The sequence below is a fragment of the Rhizobium sp. SJZ105 genome, assembly GCF_007828365.1.
GTDB lineage: Bacteria > Pseudomonadota > Alphaproteobacteria > Rhizobiales > Rhizobiaceae > Agrobacterium > Agrobacterium tumefaciens.
Map to the genome: position 1 here is coordinate 1 of NZ_VIUP01000017.1, position 21,974 is coordinate 21,974.

Below are 21,974 nucleotides of genomic sequence, written 5' to 3' on the forward strand. Positions count from 1 at the left end.
GTGCACAGGCTGCATCAATTGACCGACCTCGCGAAAACGGGGTAGTTTAAATGCGCCCGGAAAACCTAAATCGCTCATGAGAGCGTACGATTTCGGACTGCTCTTGTTCTGACCCCTCCTAAAGTGACCGGCAGGAATTCTCGCCACTTTGAAAAAATAGGCTCCCAGCTGCGAAGTATAGCTTTGCGAAGACCTTCAAAGCACGATCCGCTAATAGTCGAAACGAACAGCGCCGACGTCAGCATCGTTCTAACCTCCTGCAAGTCGCAAAAAGCCGTCCTCTCCGGCCGCACGGCGAAGGCCATCGCACGGTGGCTCGGCAAGCCCTTCCGCAGCAAGTCTGTCAAGCGCGGTCACGACATCGCTAAGGCCCCGCGCCTCCGCATAGTGCATCGGTCCGCCACGCCAGCGCGGAAAGCCGTAGCCATGAATTTTTACGAGGTCGATGTCGGGAGAACGAAGTGCTATTTTCTCCTCTAGAATGCGCGTTGCCTCATTGACCATTGGCAGGACAATTGCATCAGCAATCGACACCTCCCCCCAAACACGCTGCGACACGCCTGCAGCCTCTTCAGCAATGATCTCAGCCACCGCTTCGGACGGTTTTGGCGCCCGATCGCCCGGCTCGTAATCGTACCAGCCCCCACCAGATTTCTGGCCGAAACGCTTGATGGCACAAAGCCGGTCGGCGACAGGCGCGAAGGGAGTTTCGCCATGCTCGCGGGCCGCCTTACGCTGGAAGGCGGCAATGTCGAGACCGCCAAAATCCTGCGCCTCAAAGGGTCCCATCGGCAGGCCGAAGGCCCGCATGGCAGCATCAACCGTTGCCGGCGTAGCGCCCGAAAGCAGCAACCGTTCAGCCTGCGCACGGGTAACCTTCAAGATACGGTTGCCGATGAAGCCATCGCAAATACCGGCGCGAACTGGGATCTTACCGAGCAATCGGGCGAGTGCGAAACCGGTCGCTAGAACCTCCGGCGCCGTCTCTCCGGTCGGTACGATTTCCAGCAGCTTCATGACATGAGCCGGGCTGAAGAAATGCAGCCCGAGGAACCGTTTGGGGTGGCTTACGCCCTCTCTGATCGCCTCCGGATCAATATAGGATGTATTGGTGGCCAGCACCGCATCCCTCCGGCAAACCGCCGACAATTTTTCAAAGACTGCACGCTTGACGGAAAGATCCTCAAACACAGCTTCGATGACGAGGTCCGTATCGGAAAGCATCTCGTAATTATCACTGCCGGTGACGCCGGACATGCGTTCATCTGCAACCGCCTGCGTGATACGGCCACGCTTCACTGAACCGTCGAAGATGGCGCGGATGTTTGCAAGCCCTCGCTCGACCGCCGCCGTGTCTCGCTCGATAAGGATTACCGGCAGATCGGCATCGCGCATCGCCGCAGCGATGCCCGCACCCATTGTGCCGCCACCAATGACCGCGGCGGAACGGATATTGCGCGGCGTCACACCAGCAATCTCTGGCGGGCGGGGTGCCGCACGCTCGGCGAAGAAGACATGCCGCAGCGCTGCTGCCTGTTGCGAGTTGCGCAGGTCCAGGAAGATTGCTCGCTCGAAGGCCATCGCACTGGCAAAATCCGTTTCGCTGGCATTGCGGATAGAAGCCAGAGCCTTAAGTGGCGCAACCTCGCTTTTCGCCTTTGACGCAACCGCTTTTTCCACGCTCTCCCAGAATCCAGCTTCGATTGTGGGTATCCCGCGTAAGGCAAGCGGCTTTGGCAGAGGTTGTTCGGCAATCTCGTTAGCAAAGGCCACTGCACCGGCAAGCAGGTCACCTTCGATGATCGAATCGACAAGACGCAGCGATTTCGCTTTCTTCGTCCCGATTGGGCTGCCGCCCGTCACTAGTTCGACCGCTGCCGCAGGGCCGATCAGGCGCGGCAAACGAACCGTACCGCCTGCTCCTGGAATTATTCCGAGCTTCACTTCCGGCAGTCCGAGGCTGGCGGCGGGAACGGCCACACGATAGGCACAGCCGAGCGCCACTTCGAGCCCGCCGCCGAGTGCGCTGCCATGGATAGCCGCGACCCAAGGCTTTTTCGCGCCCTCGAGTATCGCTACTACGTCTGGGAGATGCGGCGGTTGCGGCGGCTTGCCGAACTCATTGACATCCGCTCCCGCGATGAAGGTGCGGCCGGCACAAATCAGCACGACGGCCTTTATAGCAAATTCGGCATCCAGTTCAGCCACGGCGTCGACCAACGCTTCGCGCAATGCCTGTGACAGGGCGTTGACGGGTGGATTGTCGATGGTGGCGATAGCGATAGCACTTTGGCGCGCGATGGTAATGGACATGGCTTTAAATTCCAAGGTAAGCGGAGCGGATACGCTCGTCTGCAATTAGTTCTTCTGATGGGCCCGACATGGCGATCTGCCCCGTCTCCATGACATAGCCGCGATCGGCGATGGAAAGCGCACCAAAAGCGTTCTGCTCGACAAGGAGCACGGTCACGGCGAGTGCCTTAAGGCTCTTCACCACGTCGAAGATTTGGGCGACGAGTATGGGCGCAAGGCCCATGCTCGGCTCGTCTAAAAGCAGGCAGGATGGGCGCGCCATCAGCGCGCGGGCGATTGCCAGCATCTGCTGCTGGCCGCCGGACAGGCCACCCGCCGCGAGGTTCCGTTTCTCCTTGAGGATCGGGAACATCGCGAAGGCGTCCTGCATATCGCGGTCCACCTTTTCGTCGGCAAAGAGATAGGCGCCAAGCTGCAGATTCTCCTCCACCGTGAGGTTGGTGAAAATCTGCCGGCCCTCCGGCGACTGGGCGAGGCCACGCCGCACGCGGGCGTGCGCCGGCACTGAAGTCAGCGTTTCGCCACGGAAGACGATCTCACCGGACGAAACCGGCTGTATACCTGAGAGGCACTTGAGCAGCGTCGTCTTGCCGGCGCCGTTCGCGCCGACGACCGTGACGATCTCGCCGGACGCCACGTCGAGATTGATGCCATGCAGCACCTCGATGCGGCCGTAGCGCGAGCGCAGTCCCTCAACTGTCAGCATGCTGAGCCTCCGTTGTCTGGACGCCGAGATAGGCTTCTATGACGCGCGGGTTGCGTGAGATTGCAGTCGGCTCCCCCTCGGCGATCTTTTCGCCGTGATCGAGCACCACGATATGGTTGGAAATGCGCATGACCATCTTCATGTCGTGCTCCACCAGCAGGATCGACACGTCTTGGGCCGCGACCTGTGCAATAAGATGATCGATCTCTTCCGTCTCGACCGCGTTGCAGCCGGCCGCCGGTTCGTCGAGCAGCAGCACCCGGGGGTTCAGCGCCAGCGCTCGGGCGATTTCCAGGCGCTTCAGCGCGCCGTAAGAGAGCGAGCTTGCCTCCTGCTTGGCAGCGCGGCCGAGGCCGACACGGTCGAGCAAGGCGCGGGCGCTTTCCTCGGACGCCTTGCTGCGGCGGCGGGCGGCGGGCAGTGAGAAGAGATCGGCAAAAACCGAGCCGCGCTCATGCAGGTGATGGCCAGCGACGGCGTTTTCCAAAACACTCATCGATTGAAAAATCTGCAAATTCTGGAAGGTGCGCGAAAGGCCGCGGGGCGCCAGAAGGTGCGGCGGCATGCGGGTAATATCCTCGCCATCCAGCACAATGCGGCCGCGCGCAGGCACATAGACTCCGGAGATCATGTTGAATAGCGTCGTCTTTCCGGCGCCATTCGGGCCGATGACGGAGACGATCTCGCCGGGTTTCAAGGAGAAACTAACATCGTTGACGGCGCGCAGGCCGCCGAAATCGATGCCCAAACCCTCGATCTGAAGCAGGCTCATTCTGCCCTCCCCCGAATGCGGCGCGCGATGGAGGGCAGCAGGCCCTCGCACATGAAGATCATGACCAGCATCATGATGAGCCCCAGCATGAGCTGTTCGTATTCCTGAAAAATCGTCAGCACCTGCGGCAGCGAGGTGAGAATCGCCGCACCCAGGATGGCGCCGAGCACAGAACCGGCCCCGCCGAGCACCGCCATCGTGACCATCTCGATCGAATGCATGAAGCCCGCGACATCCGGCGTGATGAACTTGTTTTGGAGCGCCAGCAGCGAGCCGGAAACCGAGGCATAGACCGCCGAGATGACGAAGGCCACGAGCTTGTAGTGCGCCACATCGACACCGACCGTGCGGGCCGCGACCTCGGACCCATGCAAGGCCCGAAGCGCACGGCCGGTCGGGCTGTGGTAGAGGTTGAGTGCCAGCCACGCCCCGATCACCAGCACGAGGCCTGAAAAGGCATACCAGAATTCGGTATTGGACAGTTCGATCCCGATAGCCTTCAGCACGGCGCGAAGCCCAAGTTCCGGCACGGCCATGCCATCGGGGCCGCCAGTGAGTTGCGCTTCATTGGAGAGCACCATCGAGACGAGGATGCCGAAACCGAGACTGGCGACCGCGAGATAATAACCCTTAAGCCGCAGGATCGGCCGACCGACCAGGTAGGCGATGGCAGCGGACAAAAGCGCGCCGAGCACGGCGGCGAGCGCCGGATGCAGGTCAAGATGAACGGGCGCCAGCGCGCAGGCGTAGGCACCGATGCCACCGAAACCCGCATGTCCCAGGCTGATCTGGCCGGCATAGCCGATGAGGATGACGAGACCCGTCACCGCCAGACCGTTGACGAAGATCAGCGAGCCGACGCGGAAATAATAGGATGACGGAAAGAAAACCGGTGCAATCGCGATGACCGCGGCGAGGACGAGGAGCGTGGTTGCCTTGCTGGAGAGCCGCATGTCACACCCGATCCGTCGATTTGCGGTCGAACAGGCCCTGCGGCATGGCGAAGAGCACGGCGAGGATGACGATGAAGGCGGCGGCATCCTTGTATTGCGAGCTTATATAGCCGGCCGTCATCGCTTCCAGCACACCGAGCAATAGGCCGCCGACCAGTGCACCCTTCGGGTTCCCCATGCCGCCGAGCATGGCGGCGGCAAAACCTTTCAGCGCCAGTGCCAGGCCAACATCATAGCTGGTTAGGGTAATCGGTGTGACCAGCACGCCGGCGAGCGCACCAATGGCGGCGGACATCGCGAAGGAGAGCGTCATCACGTAGTTGGTGTTGACGCCGACGAGCTGGGCGGCGACACGGTTGTTCGCCGTTGCAAGCACCGCGCGGCCGATCAGCGTGCGCGTGAAGAACAGCCAGAGACAGACGAAAACGGCAAGCGCTCCGGCAATGACCCAGAGGCTCTGCGGCAGGATTGTCCCGCCGCCGATGAGGATCGGCTCGTCGCCGGAAAAGGCAGGGAAGCGGTGGATCTGCTTGTCGAAGACGAGCTGCGTCGCGCCCCGGATGAAGATGGAAGCGCCGATGGTGATGATAATCAGCGAGACGACCGGGGCGCCCCGCGCAGGCTCGATGGCGAGCTTGTTGAGCGCCACCCCGATCGCCGCCGTGACGATGATGGCGATGACGGCTGCAAGGGGCAGTGGCAGGCCAGCGGCATGCGTGAAGAAGGTGATCATTCCGCCGAGCATGACGAACTCGCCCTGGGCGAAGTTCACGACGTCGGAGGCGTTGTAGATGATCGTGAAACCGAGAGCGACCAGCGCATAGACGGCGCCGACCGTGATCCCGGACAGAAGGAATTGCAGCAATTCGGGCATGGAGGCCTCCGCTTCGCGCACGACGGTATCCGCCGGCCAAGCCGTAAGGGCGTGGGCCAGCGGGTTCGATTACTCGACGATCTTCCAGCCGCCTTTTTCGATCTGCAGCATGCGGAAGGCAGAGAGGTCGAGACCGAGGTGGTCCTCGGCCGTCATGGTGACGGTGCCGGTCGTGCCAACTAGACCCTTCGTACCCTCGATCGCATCGCGAATGGCCGACGGCTCGGCGCTGCCCGCCCGCGTGATGGCATCGACGAGAATGCGAAGCGCATCATGGGCATAACCGCCGAAGGTTGAGACCGGCTTGCCGGTCGCCTTCTCGTAGGCACCCTTGTAAGCCGCGACGACAGCGCGCTGCGGATCGCTTTCAGGAAGCAGCTTAGCCACGAGCAGAGCCGTGCCCGGCAGGCGAACGCCTTCCGCGGCTTCCGCGCCAGCGAGCTCGATGAAACCATCCGAAGCGACGCCGTGCGACTGGTAGAGCGGCAGGCCGACGGCGAGCTGGGCGTAGTTGCGCGTGACGATTGCCGGCCCCTGACCGAAGCCGGGATTCAGCACGGCCTGGATGCCGTCCTTGCCCTTGATGATGGTAAGCTGCGGCGTCATGTCGGCGTCGGTTGGGCCATAGGTCTCGTCGGCGAGGACTTCTATGCCGTAGTCGCCAACGATCGAAAGGCACTGCTTGTGCATGGAGGCGCCAAAACCATCGGAACCGGAGATCATGCCGATCTTGGTGATGGCGTTCTTCTTCATGTCTTCAAAAATCTTCCCGCAGGCCATGCGATCGGTGTGCGGTGTCTTGAAGGTGTAGGGTTTTACCGGATCGACGATCTCGATGGCGCCAGCCAGCGAGATGAAGGGGATTTCCACATCCTCGAAGACGGGAATGATGGCCATGGAGGTGCCGGTCGTCGTGCCGCCGATTACGGCGACGACTTCGTCGTCTTCCACGAGGCGGGTCGCGAAAGTGCGCGCCTTGTTCGGGTCACCGCCGTCGTCATAGATGACGAGTTCCAGTTTCTCGCCGTTGATGCCGCCGGCCGCATTGATCTCTTCGACCAGTAGCATCAGCGTCTTGGCTTCCGGGTCGCCAAGGAAGGAGGCGGGGCCGGTTTCGGAAATGGTCGCACCGATCTTGATATCGGCGAAGGCAGGCGCTGCGAAGCCCAGGATCAGGGCAAGCGCGGTGGTAATGAGCGCAAATTTCATGTCGGTTTCTCCTCCCAACAAAGACAAAGATTTAAAGCGAAAACTCCTCTCACGCCGCGACAGGGCGGCGCCACATCACCACGCGGAACCGGTTGGCGACGAAAGCCGCGTCCGTCAGGCTGGCATTGCCTGCAGGGTTCGCACCGGTGACGTGGAAATCGCTGAAGGCGGCGCTCTGGTTGACGTAGATGCCGCCGGTCAGGTTGACCGAAAGATTGACGCCGGCCGTGGCGAAGCGATCGGCGGCGGCGAGGATCTGCGCCTCTTCCGTGGCGTAGAGGGCAGCGGTGATAGCACCCTTGCGCTCGGCGAGCTCGGCAGCGCGTTCTACGCCATCGCTGGCGTCATCGACCGCGACGATGAAGACGATGGGACCGAAACGTTCCTCCGCATATGTTTCGCTGTCCGCTGCATCGACGGCTAAGATCAGCGGAGTTGCGGTGCGGGCATCTCCAAGACCTTCCACTGGTGTGGAATTGCGCACAAGACGGCCGATGGAGCGGGCGACGGCTACGCGATCGATTGTGGCGGGGTTGGCGATGGCGCCGCAGATTCCGGCAGCGCGGGCCGGGTCGGAAAGCAGGTGATCGACAGCAGCGGCGATGCCGGTTGCGACCATGTCAAAACTCTTGTGGCCTTCATCGGTTTCAATGCCGGCGCGCGGAACGAAGATATTCTGCGGAGCCGTGCACATCTGGCCGGAGTAAAGCGAGAGCGAGAAAGCGATATTACTGCACATGCCGGCAAAATTGTCGGTTGCGCCGATCACGATGGAATTAACGCCGGCCTCTTCGGTATAAACATCAGCACGGTCGGCATTTTCGCGCACCCAACTGCCGAACGTGGTGGAGCCAGTATAATCGATGATGGCGATTGCCGGATGCCGGACAAGGTCCATGGTAATCTCCGAACCGACCGCGTCAGGTGCGAGCAGCACGGCATCGGGGGCAAAGCCTTCTTCCACCAGCACCTGCCGGGCAATCTCGACGGTGATGGCGAGCGGCAGGATCGCGGCGGGATGCGGCTTGACGATAACAGTGTTGCCGGTGGCAAGACTGGCAAAGAGGCCCGGATAGCTGTTCCAGGTCGGGAAGGTGTTGCAGCCGATGGCCAGCGAGACGCCGCGCGGCACAGTGCGCCAGTGTTTTTCCATGACGATCGGCTCGCCCCTGCCCTGCGGCTTCGTCCAGACCACCTTGGCCGGCGTGCGGCTCATCTCGGCATAAGCGTAGGCGACGGCCTCGAGGCCGCGATCCTGCGCGTGCGGGCCGCCGGCCTGGAAGGCCATGGCGAAAGATTGGCCCGTCGTGTGCATGACAGCATTGGCCATTTCGAAACTGCGAGCATTGAGGCGGGCGAGGATCTCGAGACAGATGCCGGTACGCACCTCCGGCGACGTCGCGGCCCATTGCGGAGCGGCGGCACGAGAAGCCGTGATCAGCATGTCGACGGAGGCTTCCGGATAGGTGATACCGAGGGATGATCCGTAAGGCGACACTTCCGCACCTACAGAGCCCTCCGCCGGATGATCGGCGAGAGAGAAGGCCTTGCCGAGTCGCGCCTCGTAGGCGGCGAACCCATCGTCCTTGGCGGTTTCGCCATAGATCTTGCCGCTTGGTACTTCAGGATAGGCGGACCAGAAGTCACGCTTGGCCGCTGCTTCCAAAGCTGCGTCCAGCGTCGGGCGATGGCGCTCGAAAAGTTCGGTCATCTCTAATTCCTCCCAGTCAGTGGATTTATAATTGACCGGCCATTCGGTTTATGCAAGAGTTTTTTTACGGTCGCCGCTGGGAAGGGCGACAGGGAGGACATATGACAAATTCCGACACTATTCTGTCGGCGCTCGCCGGTGGCGTTCTCGGCTTGACGCTGAACCGTCCAGACAAACTCAACGCGTTCAACGAAGAAATGCACGTGGCGCTACGAGCCGGTTTTGAGCGCGCTCGCACTGACTCAGATGTTCGTGCGGTGCTTCTGACGGGTGCTGGCCGCGGTTTTTGCGCTGGCCAGGACCTCGGCGACCGCGATCCTGGCAAAGGCGTTCCCGATCTCGGCCACACGATCGAAACTTACTATAACCCGCTTCTACGCCTTATTCGTAGCCTCGAAAAGCCGGTGATTTGCGCCGTCAACGGCGTTGCCGCCGGCGCTGGCGCCAACATCGCATTCGCCTGTGACATCACGCTGGCCGCCCGCTCGGCACGCTTCATCCAAGCATTTGCCAAGATTGGCCTCGTGCCTGATTCCGGCGGCACCTGGAGCTTGCCTCGCCTCATTGGCGAGGCGCGCGCAAAGGCACTGGCACTTACGGCCGAACCGCTCGCCGCGGAAACCGCCGCCGATTGGGGCCTCATCTGGCGTGCCGTCGACGACGACACGCTGATGGATGAGGCAGTAAAACTCGCCACCCGCCTCGCTGCCGGGCCCACCAAGGGCCTCGGCATGACAAAACGTGCGATCCAGGCCGCTGCTATGAATTCACTCGATCAGCAGCTCGATCTCGAACGCGACCTCCAACGCGAGGCCGGTCGCAGTGCCGACTATGCCGAGGGCGTTTCCGCCTTCCTCGAAAAGCGCAAGCCCGAGTTCAAGGGCAAATGAGCGCCGCCGGCCTCTCCCCGCAGGCGTTGGCCGAAGCCTGCGCCAATGCCATGTGGGATGGTGACCATGCCACCCGCCATCTCGGCATGGAACTGGTTTCCGTTGCCCCCGGCGAGGCGACGATCACCATGACGATCGCTGAAAGCATGACAAACGGCCACGGCACCTGTCACGGCGGGTACATCTTCACGCTGGCGGATTCAGCCTTCGCATTTGCATGTAACACCTTCAACCAGCGCACCGTCGCCCAGCACTGTTCGGTGACTTATATTGCACCGGCTTTCAAAGGCGACCGATTGACGGCGACGGCACGGGAGGTGTCGCGTCGCGGACGGAGCGGCATCTACGATATCCGCATCACCAATCAGGAGGGCGAGCACGTCGCGGAATTCCGCGGCCACTCGCGAACAGTTTCGGGTTCCCATCTGTCGGAATAGAGCCCGCGTCGGTACCATCCCGCATTCTCGGAGGAGACATTTATGGAAGACCTTTCCCCCCGCCCCGGCGACCTCGAAGCAATCGAAACCGCTTCGCGAGACGAAATTTCCGCGCTGCAGCTCGAGCGTATGAAGTGGTCGCTGACCCATGCGTATGAAAACTCCCCCTTTTATCGCCAGCGATTCGACGAGGCGGGCGTACATCCCTCGGACCTGAAAACGCTTTCGGACCTCGCCAAATTCCCCTTCACCACCAAGAAGGACCTGCGCGACACCTACCCCTTCGGCATGTTCGCCGTTCCGCGGGAAAAGCTCTCGCGAATTCATGCCTCTTCCGGCACGACCGGCAAGCCGACGGTTGTCGGTTACACCGCGAAGGACATCGACACCTGGGCAAGCGTCGTCGCCCGCTCGATCCGTGCATCCGGTGGACGAGCCGGTGATATCATACACGTCGCATATGGTTACGGCCTGTTCACGGGCGGCCTCGGCGCGCACTACGGTGCGGAAAAGCTGGGCTGCACGGTCGTCCCGATTTCTGGCGGAATGACCGAACGCCAAGCCACGCTGATGCAAGATTTCAAGCCGCGCATCATCATGGTCACCCCTTCCTATATGCTGTCGATCCTTGACGAGTTTCGCCGCCAAGGTATCGACCCAAGGGAGAGCTCGCTTGCTGTTGGCATTTTTGGTGCCGAGCCTTGGACCAACTCCATGCGCCAGGAGATCGAGCAGGCGTTCGATATGCACGCCGTTGACATCTACGGTCTCTCGGAAGTCATGGGTCCAGGCGTCGCCAGTGAATGCGTCGAGACGAAGGACGGCTTGCATATTTGGGAAGACCATTTCTACCCCGAAATCATCGACCCGGTGACCGGCACGATCTTGCCGGACGGTGAACTTGGTGAGCTCGTCTTCACGACACTGACGAAGGAAGGTCTGCCGATCGTAAGGTACCGCACACGCGATCTGACGCGGCTGCTTCCTGGAACCGCACGTGCTATGCGCCGCATGGAAAAGATTACCGGGCGCTCCGACGACATGATGATTCTCCGCGGCGTCAACGTCTTCCCGACCCAGATCGAGGAGCAAATCCTGAAATGTCGCGGTTTAGCCCCACATTTCCAGATAGAGCTAAGCCGTACCGGCCGCATGGACAACATGACAGTTCATGTCGAATGTACGCTAGACGCGACCGATGAGGGCGCGCGCGCCGGATCGGCGAAAGAACTTGCCCATCACATCAAGAGCATTGTGGGCGTGTCGACTAAAATTACGGTGCATGAGCCAGGCGGGGTGGCACGCTTCGAGGGCAAGGCAAAGCGCGTGGTCGATAACCGTCCAAAAGAGTGAGTAAACGCAGCGCCGGCTATAGCCGAGCGCGGGTTTGGCTGTGTATAGGGAGGATGGCCGCCTTCCGCGCAGCCACAGCCTAACAAGTAGAGCAGGAACTATGGCACGCACGCGCGCAGTAGACTTCGAGGAAAAACAGAGGAGCATTCTGGCGAGCGCCGCAGCGGTGTTTGCCGAAATCGGCATGGAGAAGGCCTCTATGTCCATGATCGCCTCGCACAGCAACGTCTCGAAGGCCCTGCTTTATCACTACTATCCGAGCAAGGATGCATTGATCTTCGACATCGTGCGCACTCATCTGGCGGAGTTGGAAGAGGCAATCAAAGCCGCGGATCGCACCGACGTGCCGGCGCAGGAGCGACTGCGCCTTCTGGTAAAGGCCGTGCTTGCGAACTACGAGGGTCGGGACAACGAACACAAGGTGCAGCTCAACGGCACAAGCGCCTTGTCCCGGGAACAACTTTCCGAATTGCAGACGATCGAGCGACAAATAGTCAAGCGTTTCTCGAGTGCTATCCTCGACATCAACCCCGATCTTAACAGGGACCGCCCATTGCTGATGCCCGTCACCATGTCTCTCTTCGGCATGATGAACTGGGTTTATATGTGGTTCCGCCCGAACGGGCCAATTACACGGGATGAATATGCGGATATAGCCACGACGCTAATCCTCGAAGGATTGAAAGCCGTTCGCTGATCAATCGCCCAGTTTCAGCCTTTCGAGAATGAGCGGATCATATTCCGGTGCGACGATACGACGTCTTCCGGGCTCGGCTTCTGTCAGTGGCGATGTCAGCACGAGTTTGTGCTTCGCTTCCAGAGCGAGCCGCTGATAAACCGCAGTGCCTTGGCGTTTCCAGGCTATTTCCTCTGATGTTAGTTCGCGAACCACCCGTGCTGGAGCGCCAACCACAAGGCTATTTGGAGGGATCTTAGCGCCGGCTTTGACGAATGCCATCGCGGCGACGATGCAATTTTCTTCAATAACGGCCTCGTCCATAACGACAGCATTCATGCCCACCATGGCGTTGCGGCCGATTCGGCATCCGTGCAGCACCGCCCCATGACCGATATGTCCCTCTTCCGCAACGACCACCTCGAGATTCGGGAAACTGTGCACGACGCAGGTCTCCTGCACGTTGGATCCGCGTTCAAGGACAATACGCCCGAAGTCCCCACGAAGAACCGCCCCGGGCCCCACGTAGCACGCCGGCCCCACGAAAACATCGCCGATGACCACTGCTGCAGGGTGCACAAAGGCGGCTGGATCGATTACCGGAACCACGCCGTCGTAAGCATATATTTGCGCCACCAGTCATCTCCCTTCTTTTGGTCAACGATTACGCTCTCCAGCCGCTCAGCGAATTCACGTCGGAGCTTTCGGCGAAGCTCGGCCGCGTTGTACCGCCTGATATCCACCAGGTCTGCGGGACGCATTTTCCGAGCGTGGACGGGTGTGCCTGTCTCGTCCACCGCCACCATCGTAAAATAGCAGGAATTGATGTGACGCCGGATGCCCGAGCTGATCTCCTCCGCCTCCACGCGAATGCCGATCTCCATGGAGGTTTGGCCTGCATAGTTGACACAAGCGCGGAAAGTGACGGGTTCGCCGACATGGATCGGCTCCTTAAACGTCACCTGATCGACCGAAAGCGTCACGGCGTATTGCTGTGAATAGCGAGAGGCACAGGAAACCGCGACGCGATCGAGCAGGTTGAGCAGCGCACCGCCATGAACCCTTCCCGAAACGTCTGCCATTTCGGGCGTCATCAGAACGGTCATGTCAAAGCGACGTGAATCCTGCTCGATCGGTGTCATGCGGTCACGCTCTGGTTTTCGCTACCATTGTCAACACGTCGTACTGTGCCACGGTCGCACCCAACTGGTTTGTCACGTTGCAATCCCAGCGGACTTCGCCATGGTCGGCATCGAAACGCGGGTTAATATCTTTGCAAGTCAATTTCACCTGCAATGTGTCACCAGGATTCACCGGAGTGAGAAAGCGCAAGTTGTCGACACCATAGTTGGCAAGGACCGGCCCCGGCGCTGGATCAACAAACAGCCCTGCCGCGAACGAGACGATCAGATAGCCGTGGGCCACGCGACCGTCGAAGAACGGATTGGCCTTTGCCGCTTCCTCATCCATATGGGCATAGAACGTGTCGCCGGTGAAGCCAGCGAAATGTTCAATATCCTCCAAGGTGACCGTGCGGGTGCCGGTGACGAGTTGGTCGCCGATCCTCAGCTCGGCTAGCGACTTGCGGAAGGGATGCTCGCCGCCGGTGTGCGCTTCCGCCCCGCCAACCCAGCGGCCGGTGACCGCTGACAGAAGCGTCGGAGAACCTTGGACGGCAGTGCGCTGCATGTAATGCTTGACGGCGCGCATGCCCCCGAGTTCTTCGCCACCGCCCGCGCGGCCGGGACCACCATGGACCAGGCCAGGCAACGGCGAACCGTGTCCAGTCGAAGTCTTTGCACTTGCACGATTTCCAATCAAGACACGGCCGTGATACGGCGCCATTCCGAGTACCACGTCGGTGGCAAAAGCCGGGTCGTTGGTAAAAACCGAGGCAACGAGACTGCCTTTGCCTCGGCGGGCGAGTTCGACGACCTCTTCGGAACTATCGTAGGGCATTACCGTGCTAACCGGGCCAAAGGCCTCGACATCATGCACAGCCTTTGCGTCCCAGGGACGCTCGCAATAAAGCAGGACCGGATTGAGGAAAGCGCCGGCTTCGGCATGACCGGAAACGACGTGAGGTGTGTCGGGATCGCCGGCGACGATTTCGGCATCGCCGAGGAGGTCGCGGATACGCGCACGCACTTCATCGCGCTGATCGAGGCTGGCGAGCGGGCCCATGCGGACAGCTTCATCAGCGGGGTTGCCCAGAATGGTCTTTCCGAGCCGGTCGCCCAGTGCCGCAACAAGGGCATCGCAATGGGCGCGAGGAACGATGACGCGGCGGATCGCCGTACACTTTTGCCCGGCTTTCGACGTCATTTCTCGGGCAACTTCCTTGACGAACAGATCGAACTCCTCAGTTCCGGGTCCGGCGTCAATGCCCAGCACGGAGGCATTGAGGCTGTCAGCTTCCATGGTAAAACGCACGGAATTGCCAATGACGGCCGGATGGCTCTTCAGCTTGCGGCCGGTCGAGGCCGACCCGGTGAAGGTGACGACATCCTGACCCTCGACGTGATCAAGCAGGTCGCCGACCGAACCGGCGATAAGCTGGACGGCCCCCTCTGGCAAAAGACCGGTCTCAATCATACGGCGCACCATCAACTCGGTCAGGTAAGCCGTCTGGCTTGCCGGCTTGACGATCGCCGGCATGCCGGCGAGCAGCGTCGGGGCAAGCTTTTCGAGCATGCCCCAGCAGGGGAAGTTGAAGGCGTTGATATGAACAGCAACGCCTTGGAGCGGGGTGAGAATATGCTGTGCTGAGAAACTGCCGTCCTTTGCGAGCGCCTCAACATCGCCGTCTAGGAGCACACGAGTATTAGGTAGTTCGCGGCGGCCCTTCGATGCGTAAGAAAGCAGCGTGCCAATACCACCATCGATGTCCACCCAGCTATCAGCGCGCGTTGCGCCAGTGGCAGTGGAAAGCGCATAGAACTCCTCCTTGCGGTCCATCAGTGCCAAACCAAGCGCCTTCAGCATGGCGGCCCGCTCATGGAAGGACATGCGGCGCAGCGCCGGGCCAGCTCTTTCGCGGCCGTAGGCAAGCGCGCTGGCAAAATCGATACCCGTCGAGTCGATGAATGCGACAGGGATCCCTGTTGATGCGTCCAGAAGCGGAACTCCTTCCTTTGCACCGACGGTCCAGCTGCCGCAGACATAGCTTTCCAACCGGTGAGGCTGGGATGCCAGAACGTTCATGTTGATTCCTTCCTGTCAGATCAATCTCAGCGCAGATAACTGCGCTTCGACGTCCGCCTGCCATTCGGCAAGGAGTTTTTCATTGGTGGTATGGCGAAGGCCGAACCGGTGAAGCGTGTCGTAGCGTGCCGATTCCGCAAGCCCGAAGCTGGCGGCAACCCGCGGGCGCCAATAGGCGATGGAGGCCATGGCTGCATCGCGTTCTGCCGGGTTTGCCGAGATGTGACCGAGGCCGGCGATGCCAAGTTCGAGATGACGGGTTTCACGCGGCACGATGCGGCGGAAAACCTCGGCCAGCGGCTGGTAGGAAACATGCGACAACTCGCGCAATTGGATGATGCCAGCCGTGCCCATCAGTACATTCATGACAACCGCATCAAGCCAGCCTTCGAGCGGATAGTGGAAGATCGAAAGACGCATGTCGCCATCCTGCCGCGCCGCACCGATATCGGCATCACGGGCAAGACGCGCAGCCCAAGGGTGATGCACCGCATAGCGCCTGCCATCGGCTCCGAAACTTTCCATGATCGTTAAGACTTGACCGGCATGATCTGTCTTTTCCAGCACGATCCGGGCGGCTGAAATCCGCTCCCCGATGCCGGGCGCATCATTGATCGTGTCGGCAAATCCGGCAGAGCCGGCCAGTTCACTATCGACGAAGCTTGCCATCAGGCGCAGCAGTTCGCCGCGATAGCGCGCCGGCACATTGTCTGGCGAAGTCAGAACGCCTCCTTGCGCCAGGTAGTCGTCAATTGGCATCGTGTCGGTTTCGGTCATGCCCTTGTCCTCCACTGTCACTGGTCGTAGCTGACGACGACCTTGTCGCTCAGCGGGTAGCACTGGCACGTCAGCACGTAGCCCTGTCGGACCTCATAGTCCTCAAGCGCATGGTTGACTTCCATCTCCGTTTCGCCTTCGATGACTTTCGCGCGACAGGTTGAGCAGACGCCAGCCTTGCAGGCGTAAGGCGCGTCGATGTTGGCTTGGAGTGCCGCGTCGAGAAGGCTCTGGCCGTGCTTGGGCATGCTGAAACTGCGGGTTGCGCCATCAAGTGTGACCGTCGCTTGGCAGCTGGAATTGACATCCGTACCACCGGCGCTATGCGCGCGCTCTCGCGCCCTACCAGGTTGCGACGAGGCAAAAAGCTCGAACTTGATCTGGTCGTCACGCAGCCCATGCTCTCGCAAAGCGCCGGCGATCGCCAGCATCATAGGCTCAGGACCACAGATGAACGCGGTCGTCACCGACTTCAGGTCAATCCAACTCTTGAACAGGGCAGCGCATTTTTCCGCGTTAACTCGGCCAGTGAAGAGATCGATGTCCTGCGCTTCGCTCTCAAGCACATGCAGGATCGACAGACGTCCAAGATAGGCGTTCTTCAGATCCTCCAGCTCTTCGCGAAACATAATCGAGGATATCTGGCGATTGGCATATACGAGCGTGAAACGGGATCTTGGCTCACGATTCAACGTCGTCTTAATGATCGACAGTACGGGTGTGATGCCGCTACCGCCGGCGAAACCCAGATAGTGCTTTGACACTTCCGGCTCGATATCGGTGAAAAAAGCGCCCATGGGCGGCATGGCTTCGAGCGTATCGCCGGCTTTCAAGCTCTCATTGGCCCAACTGGAGAAACAGCCTCCATCGACGCGCTTGATGCCGACGCGCAGCACGCCCTCGTCGCGGCCGGCGCAGATCGAATAGGAGCGACGCAGTTCCTCGCCCTCAAACTTGCGACGGAAGGTCAGATACTGGCCTTGGGTGAAATCGAAGGCTGCGCGGTCATCCTCGGAAGGGACCAGCGTCACCACGACGGCATCGCGGGTTTCACGCCGCACTTCGGTGACATTCAGGGAATGGAAACGTGCCATGGCGGCCCTCATCCTTTGTCTCGGGTCAAATGCACTTGAAATAATCGAAGGGTTCCAGGCAGTCGGTGCAGCGATAGCTGGCCTTGCACGGCGTTGAGCCGAACTGGCTGATCTTCTCGGTCTCGACCGATCCGCAGCGCGGACAGGCGATCGTCAGGTTGGAACGGCCAGAAAGTCGGTCGATGCGCCTCATAAGCACCCCATCGGCAGCCGTTCCATCGATCGGCGGCGCGATGCCGTAGGCTTTCAGTTTCTCGCGGCCTTCCGCGCTGATCCAGTCGGTCGTCCAGGCGGGCGAAAGTTGGCGCTTCAGCCTGACCTTGCCAATGCCGTGCCCGTTCAATGCGCGCTCGATGTCGAGGTTGATCACCGTGGTTGCCGGACAGCCGGAGTAGGTCGGCGTGACTGTGACGACCAGCGCCTCGTCTTCCCAAGCGACATCACGGATGATGCCGAGATCCACCACCGAAATCACCGGGATTTCCGGATCCGGTACGTCGGCAAGCCATGTCCAGACCTGCCCCGTTGAAGGATACCCTGTCGAAGGATTCTGGGCCGCCAACATCGATACCTCCTACCAGGTCCCGCCGGGATAGGCACGTTGCAGGAATTGCAGATCAGAGAGGATGAAGCCGAGATGCTCGGTGTGGATGCCACGCTTGCCGCCCTTCTGCATGTAACCGTCGGCCGGTGCCTTGAGCGTCGCTTCCTCCAGAGCCTCGGACACAATTTCGTCCCAGGATGCTTTCAGAGATACAGGCACGGGCGCCACGCCGTCAGCGGCAACCGCCGCATCCGAGGCATCGCCGATGAACAACTCGCCGGTATAGGGCCACAGATCGTCGAGGGCCGCCTGCATCCGGCGATGGCTTTCGGCTGTGCCATCGCCAAGGCGGATCACGAGATCGCGACTACGGTCGAGATGGTACGAGACTTCCTTCAAAGCTTTTTCGGCAATCTCGGCGACGCGCGCGTCGCTGGAGGTTTTGAGCGCCTTCAGCAAAACATAGTGCCAGGCATCGAACAGGAACTGCCGCATTAACGTCGCGCCGAAGTCACCATTCGGGCGCTCGACAAGCAGCACGTTGCGGAAATCCAGTCCATCACGCAGATAGGCGAGATCGTCGGCGGAGCGCCCCTTGCCCTCAACTTCGCCGGCAAGACCGAGCCACAGCTGTGTCTGGCCAATCAAGTCAAGGGCGGTGTTGGAAAGGGCTATATCCTCTTCCAGCGCTGGCGAGTGGCCGCACCATTCCGACACCCGGTGTCCAAGAATAAGGGTGTTATCGCCCATCCGCACGAGGAATTCGAACAACCCGGCACTGTTAGTGTTGGATGTTTCTTCAGGCGCGCCCATCACATATGTCCCACTTCTTCTGGAACGTCGAAAAAGGTCGGGTGACGATAAACTTTCGAATTGGAGGGCTCGAACAGCGGTCCTTTCTCGGATGGGGCGCTTGCGGTGATATCACTTGAGCGCACGACCCAGATGCTTACGCCTTCGTTGCGGCGCGTATAAACGTCGCGGGCATTGTTCACGGCCATCTCGGCATCAGGCGCATGCAGGCTCCCGACATGACGATGATTGAGGCCGTGCTGGCCGCGGATAAAGACCTCCCAGAGGGACCATTCGCTGGACATGATTTCTCTCCCTTGTTCGCGCTCGTCTGCGGCGGACCGCCTCGTGAGCGTATGTTATGCGATGGGGACTTCGTAGATCGCGCGGTCGAACGCGCGATCCGGACGACGTCTATTCGGCCGCGATACGAGATGCTTGGCGGCGCGATTGCGCCTTTTCGGCATGAGCCACGAGACCGTCACGGAACCACTCGCCGTCACTCCAGGCCTTCTTGCGGGCGTCGAGACGCTCTGCGTTGCACGGACCATCGCCGGCGATGACCGCGAAGAATTCGCTCCAATCCGGTTCGCCAAAATCGTAGCCGCCTTTTTCCGCGTTCCACTTGAGGTCCGGATCGGGAACAGTCAGACCGAGATACTCCGCCTGTGGCACGGTCTGGTCGACGAACTTCTGGCGCAACTCGTCGTTCGAATTCTGCTTGATCTTCCAGGCCATCGACTGGGCCGAATGCACGGAGGCATCGTCGGAAGGACCGAACATCATCAGCGACGGCCACCACCAGCGGTTCAGCGCATCCTGAACCAGCGCCTTTTGCGCCGGCGTGCCCTTCACCATCTTCATCAGGATGTCGAAGCCCTGGCGCTGATGGAAGCTTTCTTCCTTGCAGATGCGGACAAGCGCGCGGGCATAAGGCCCGTAAGAACAGCGCTGCAATGGCACCTGATTCATGATCGCCGCACCATCGACCAGCCAACCAACTGCACCGATATCGGCCCAGCTCAGCGTCGGGTAGTTGAAGATGGAGGAATACTTGGCCTTGCCAGAATGGAGTTGCTCGTACATCTCGTCGCGGCTGATCCCGAGAGTTTCGGCAGCGCAGTAGAGATAGAGGCCGTGACCCGCCTCGTCCTGAACCTTGGCAAGCAGGATCGCCTTCCTCTCAAGGGTCGGAGCGCGGGTGATCCAGTTGCCTTCCGGCAGCTGACCGACGATCTCGGAATGGGCATGCTGGCTGATCTGGCGCACCAGTGTCTTGCGGTAGCCTTCCGGCATCCATTCCTTCGGCTCGATCTTTTGTCCGGCGTCGATGCGCTCCTGGAAAGCGCGTTCGACCGGATCCATCTCGTCGAGGCTCCGGACGCGGGCGCCATCCGTTTTCACCAACTGTGCGTACATGCCATTTCTCCTGTCTTTTCGTGTCAAACACGTTCGAGAATGAGTGCGATGCCTTGGCCGACGCCGATACACATGGTGCACAGCGCATAGCGGCCGCCCTGGCGATGAAGCTGGTAGGCGGCGGTAGTCACGAGACGGGCGCCACTCATGCCAAGCGGATGGCCCATGGCGATCGCGCCGCCGTTTGGATTGACGTGGTCGGCATCATCTAACAGACCGAGGTCGCGTAGCACCGCCAGCGCCTGCGAGGCGAAAGCCTCGTTGAGTTCAATAACATCCATCTGACCGATGGAGAGATTAGCGCGTTCCAGCACGCGGCGCGCGGCCGGAGCCGGGCCGACGCCCATCACGCGCGGCTCGACACCGGCGGCGGCCATGGCGACGATGCGGGCCTTTGGCGTCAAACCTTGCGCCTTGGCCGTCGCCTCGCTGGCGATCAGGAGCGCCGCAGCGCCGTCATTGACGCCGGACGCATTGCCGGCGGTGACGGACAGGTCCTGACCATTGACACCCTTGAGCTTAGCGAGTTGTTCGGCCGTTGTGCCGGGACGCGGATGCTCATCGCGATCGACGACAATCGGATCGCCCTTTTTCTGAGGCACGGAAACAGGCACGATCTCGTCGGCGAAGATGCCGGCCTCGTGTGCCGCAGCCCATCGCGCCTGACTTCGGGCGGCGAAAGCGTCCTGATCCTTACGGCTGACGCCAAAATCCGCAGCAACGTTGTCGGCCGTCTCCGGCATTGAATCAACGCCGAAGGCTTTTTTCATCTTCGGATTGACGAAGCGCCAGCCGATCGTGGTGTCGTAGACCGCGTTTGTTCGCGAAAACGCGCTTTCTGCCTTGGGCATGACAAAAGGCGCGCGGCTCATGCTTTCGGCGCCGCCGGCGATGACGAAATCACAGTCGCCAGCCCGGATTGCACGAGCCGCCATGCCAACAGCGTCCATGCCGGAGCCACACAGCCGGTTCACTGTCGTACCGGGAATGGAGACGGGCATGCCGGCAAGAAGTGCCGCCATTCTGGCAACATTGCGATTGTCCTCGCCAGCCTGATTGGCGCAGCCGTAAATCAGGTCGTCAACCTTCGACCAGTCAACCTGCGGGTTTCGGGCCATCAACGCCGCAAGCGGGATAGCAGCAAGATCGTCGGCGCGGACAGACGACAATAGACCACCATATCGTCCAATCGGTGTACGCACAGCGTCGCAAACAAAAGCTTCCGGCACAAATTCCTCCTCTTCCTCCTTCGAGCGACTATTAGTCGACCGATTGGTTAGCTTATATCAGTTTGAATGTCACAGTTCAACATGATTTATGGGATTTTCTGTGACATTACGTGGTGCGTGTTTCCTTTCTCGTTCAGTCGAAGCTTAGCGAGAGTTCACAAGGTGGTGCGAAGCTCGTCCATCCGAGACTTGGTGGCGGTGGTTTTCACAGGTAGCGGTCCAGCTGACGTGAGAAACCTTCTTGCGACGAAGTCATCCGCCTGAGCCGACAGGCGAATATAGAGAGTCGCGAAGAGGCGCCGCACTTCGGTATGCGGCCAATCAGCCGGCAAGGCCGACGCGGGCAGCTGGGGATCATGCAGGACAATGATCCGATATTGATGAACGAGAATAAGACGGGCGGCGAGATGCTCAATGGGGCTGAGTTTTTCTCCTGCCTCAATCAGGTCGGAGAATCTCCGGAACCGCTGCAGAAAATCGTCATAGGCCTTGGCGTATTTCGAAAGGTCCCAGTATTCAGCCGCGAGCTCCCGCAGCCCGAAGTTGGCACCGACGGCGTCCGCGGTGAAAACGATACTGCCCTCGGACAATTGCTGATGGGATCGCGCTCCCATCAGCAAGTGAGGACCCAAACGGGTGTAGCCCGCATGCTCCAGAAGTTTTGTGTCAGCCTCCAAAGCACGGCCGCCGAGATAAACGAAACGCCATTGTGGTGGGTCTGAAGGACCAAATAAAAGACGAGCGGCGGCCGCAAAGTCAGCTTGTGCCGTCTCCGTTAGACGATAGTAGCTACGGCGCCCCTCCCGCTCCCCTGTGAGCTGGCCAGCGGCCATTAATCTGGAAACAGCCGTTCGGACCAGCGTTTCGCTAATGCCGACCTCCGCGCATGCTTCTATAAGATTACCGACCCAGATCGCGCCGCCTCTCGGCTCGACCACGTCACCATAAATCGTGACGATGAAACTCGCGGCTCTAAGAGAAGCATTGTTCAGGAGAAGGCTAAGCGACATGCTCCACTAAT

Annotated in this window: 22 protein-coding genes; 4 read left to right on the forward strand and 18 right to left on the reverse strand. The window is 60.4% G+C overall.

Translation table 11 applies throughout. The features are described 5' to 3' along the window. Positions 1 to 249 precede the first annotated feature (249 nt). The 7 genes from FB593_RS25165 to paaN form a co-directional block, all read right to left on the reverse strand. The gene (locus FB593_RS25165; RefSeq protein WP_145167239.1) at positions 250 to 2,313 is read right to left on the reverse strand and encodes a 3-hydroxyacyl-CoA dehydrogenase NAD-binding domain-containing protein; all 2,064 of its coding nucleotides are present in this window, start codon (positions 2,311 to 2,313) and stop codon (positions 250 to 252) included. A 4-nt stretch (positions 2,314 to 2,317) separates the two neighbouring features. Then, positions 2,318 to 3,019 carry an ABC transporter ATP-binding protein gene (locus FB593_RS25170; RefSeq protein WP_145167240.1) on the reverse strand — a complete coding sequence of 234 codons (702 nt, stop codon included), beginning with the start codon at positions 3,017 to 3,019 and terminating at the stop codon, positions 2,318 to 2,320. Then, positions 3,006 to 3,791, reverse strand: coding sequence for an ABC transporter ATP-binding protein (locus FB593_RS25175; protein ID WP_145167241.1), 786 nt, complete (start codon positions 3,789 to 3,791; stop codon positions 3,006 to 3,008). The genes FB593_RS25170 and FB593_RS25175 overlap by 14 nt, the downstream gene beginning before the upstream one ends. Continuing rightward, on the reverse strand, positions 3,788 to 4,744 hold the full coding sequence (locus FB593_RS25180) for a branched-chain amino acid ABC transporter permease (protein ID WP_145167242.1): 957 nt from the start codon (positions 4,742 to 4,744) through the stop codon (positions 3,788 to 3,790). Before FB593_RS25180 ends, FB593_RS25175 begins: the two co-directional genes overlap by 4 nt. Before the next feature lies 1 nt (position 4,745). After that, entirely contained in the window at positions 4,746 to 5,618 is an 873-nt protein-coding gene (locus FB593_RS25185; RefSeq protein ID WP_145167278.1) for a branched-chain amino acid ABC transporter permease, read from the reverse strand. Positions 5,619 to 5,687: 69 nt separating this feature from the next. Further along, a complete protein-coding gene (locus tag FB593_RS25190; RefSeq protein ID WP_145167243.1) occupies positions 5,688 to 6,827 on the reverse strand; it encodes an ABC transporter substrate-binding protein in 1,140 nt (379 codons plus the stop codon). Between the two features lie 49 nt (positions 6,828 to 6,876). Beyond that, complete coding sequence (paaN, locus tag FB593_RS25195) at positions 6,877 to 8,538, reverse strand: phenylacetic acid degradation protein PaaN (protein ID WP_145167244.1); 1,662 nt, start codon at positions 8,536 to 8,538, stop codon at positions 6,877 to 6,879. Between the two features lie 101 nt (positions 8,539 to 8,639). On the opposite strand from paaN, the gene paaG reads away from it, so the two are divergent. The 4 genes from paaG to FB593_RS25215 all read left to right on the forward strand — a co-directional run bounded on the left by paaG (position 8,640) and on the right by FB593_RS25215 (position 11,915). Continuing rightward, positions 8,640 to 9,428 carry a 2-(1,2-epoxy-1,2-dihydrophenyl)acetyl-CoA isomerase PaaG gene (paaG, locus tag FB593_RS25200; RefSeq protein ID WP_145167245.1) on the forward strand — a complete coding sequence of 263 codons (789 nt, stop codon included), beginning with the start codon at positions 8,640 to 8,642 and terminating at the stop codon, positions 9,426 to 9,428. Then, positions 9,425 to 9,865 carry a hydroxyphenylacetyl-CoA thioesterase PaaI gene (gene paaI / locus FB593_RS25205; RefSeq protein WP_145167246.1) on the forward strand — a complete coding sequence of 147 codons (441 nt, stop codon included), beginning with the start codon at positions 9,425 to 9,427 and terminating at the stop codon, positions 9,863 to 9,865. Before paaG ends, paaI begins: the two co-directional genes overlap by 4 nt. Positions 9,866 to 9,907: 42 nt before the next feature. Further along, positions 9,908 to 11,218, forward strand: coding sequence for a phenylacetate--CoA ligase PaaK (paaK, locus tag FB593_RS25210; RefSeq protein ID WP_145167247.1), 1,311 nt, complete (start codon positions 9,908 to 9,910; stop codon positions 11,216 to 11,218). A 100-nt stretch (positions 11,219 to 11,318) separates the two neighbouring features. Then, positions 11,319 to 11,915: a TetR/AcrR family transcriptional regulator gene (locus FB593_RS25215; RefSeq protein ID WP_145167248.1), complete on the forward strand. Its 597-nt coding sequence runs from the start codon at positions 11,319 to 11,321 to the stop codon at positions 11,913 to 11,915. Here the strand turns inward: FB593_RS25215 and FB593_RS25220 are convergent, their stop codons facing one another. The 11 genes from FB593_RS25220 to FB593_RS25270 all read right to left on the reverse strand — a co-directional run bounded on the left by FB593_RS25220 (position 11,916) and on the right by FB593_RS25270 (position 21,963). Continuing rightward, positions 11,916 to 12,530: a transferase hexapeptide repeat family protein gene (locus FB593_RS25220; protein ID WP_145167249.1), complete on the reverse strand. Its 615-nt coding sequence runs from the start codon at positions 12,528 to 12,530 to the stop codon at positions 11,916 to 11,918. It lies immediately after the preceding gene. Further along, entirely contained in the window at positions 12,491 to 13,036 is a 546-nt protein-coding gene (locus tag FB593_RS25225) for an acyl-CoA thioesterase (protein WP_145167250.1), read from the reverse strand. The genes FB593_RS25220 and FB593_RS25225 overlap by 40 nt, the downstream gene beginning before the upstream one ends. Before the next feature lie 4 nt (positions 13,037 to 13,040). Then, the gene (gene paaZ / locus FB593_RS25230; protein ID WP_145167251.1) at positions 13,041 to 15,098 is read right to left on the reverse strand and encodes a phenylacetic acid degradation bifunctional protein PaaZ; all 2,058 of its coding nucleotides are present in this window, start codon (positions 15,096 to 15,098) and stop codon (positions 13,041 to 13,043) included. 15 nt (positions 15,099 to 15,113) lie between these two features. Further along, positions 15,114 to 15,875, reverse strand: coding sequence for a Phenylacetic acid catabolic protein (locus FB593_RS25235; RefSeq protein WP_145167252.1), 762 nt, complete (start codon positions 15,873 to 15,875; stop codon positions 15,114 to 15,116). 17 nt (positions 15,876 to 15,892) lie between these two features. Then, on the reverse strand, positions 15,893 to 16,969 hold the full coding sequence (gene paaE, locus FB593_RS25240; protein WP_145167253.1) for a 1,2-phenylacetyl-CoA epoxidase subunit PaaE: 1,077 nt from the start codon (positions 16,967 to 16,969) through the stop codon (positions 15,893 to 15,895). 25 nt (positions 16,970 to 16,994) lie between these two features. After that, entirely contained in the window at positions 16,995 to 17,534 is a 540-nt protein-coding gene (paaD, locus tag FB593_RS25245; protein WP_145167254.1) for a 1,2-phenylacetyl-CoA epoxidase subunit PaaD, read from the reverse strand. A 9-nt stretch (positions 17,535 to 17,543) separates the two neighbouring features. Then, positions 17,544 to 18,326 (reverse strand): 1,2-phenylacetyl-CoA epoxidase subunit PaaC, encoded by a 783-nt coding sequence (gene paaC, locus FB593_RS25250; protein ID WP_145167255.1) that lies wholly within the window; start codon positions 18,324 to 18,326, stop codon positions 17,544 to 17,546. Then, a complete protein-coding gene (gene paaB, locus FB593_RS25255; RefSeq protein WP_145167256.1) occupies positions 18,326 to 18,610 on the reverse strand; it encodes a 1,2-phenylacetyl-CoA epoxidase subunit PaaB in 285 nt (94 codons plus the stop codon). The genes paaC and paaB overlap by 1 nt, the downstream gene beginning before the upstream one ends. A 109-nt stretch (positions 18,611 to 18,719) precedes the next feature. Continuing rightward, the gene (gene paaA / locus FB593_RS25260; protein WP_145167257.1) at positions 18,720 to 19,724 is read right to left on the reverse strand and encodes a 1,2-phenylacetyl-CoA epoxidase subunit PaaA; all 1,005 of its coding nucleotides are present in this window, start codon (positions 19,722 to 19,724) and stop codon (positions 18,720 to 18,722) included. 23 nt (positions 19,725 to 19,747) lie between these two features. Beyond that, complete coding sequence (gene pcaF, locus FB593_RS25265) at positions 19,748 to 20,953, reverse strand: 3-oxoadipyl-CoA thiolase (protein ID WP_145167258.1); 1,206 nt, start codon at positions 20,951 to 20,953, stop codon at positions 19,748 to 19,750. A 155-nt stretch (positions 20,954 to 21,108) separates the two neighbouring features. Then, the gene (locus FB593_RS25270) at positions 21,109 to 21,963 is read right to left on the reverse strand and encodes a PaaX family transcriptional regulator C-terminal domain-containing protein (protein WP_145167259.1); all 855 of its coding nucleotides are present in this window, start codon (positions 21,961 to 21,963) and stop codon (positions 21,109 to 21,111) included. Positions 21,964 to 21,974: the final 11 nt, after the last annotated feature.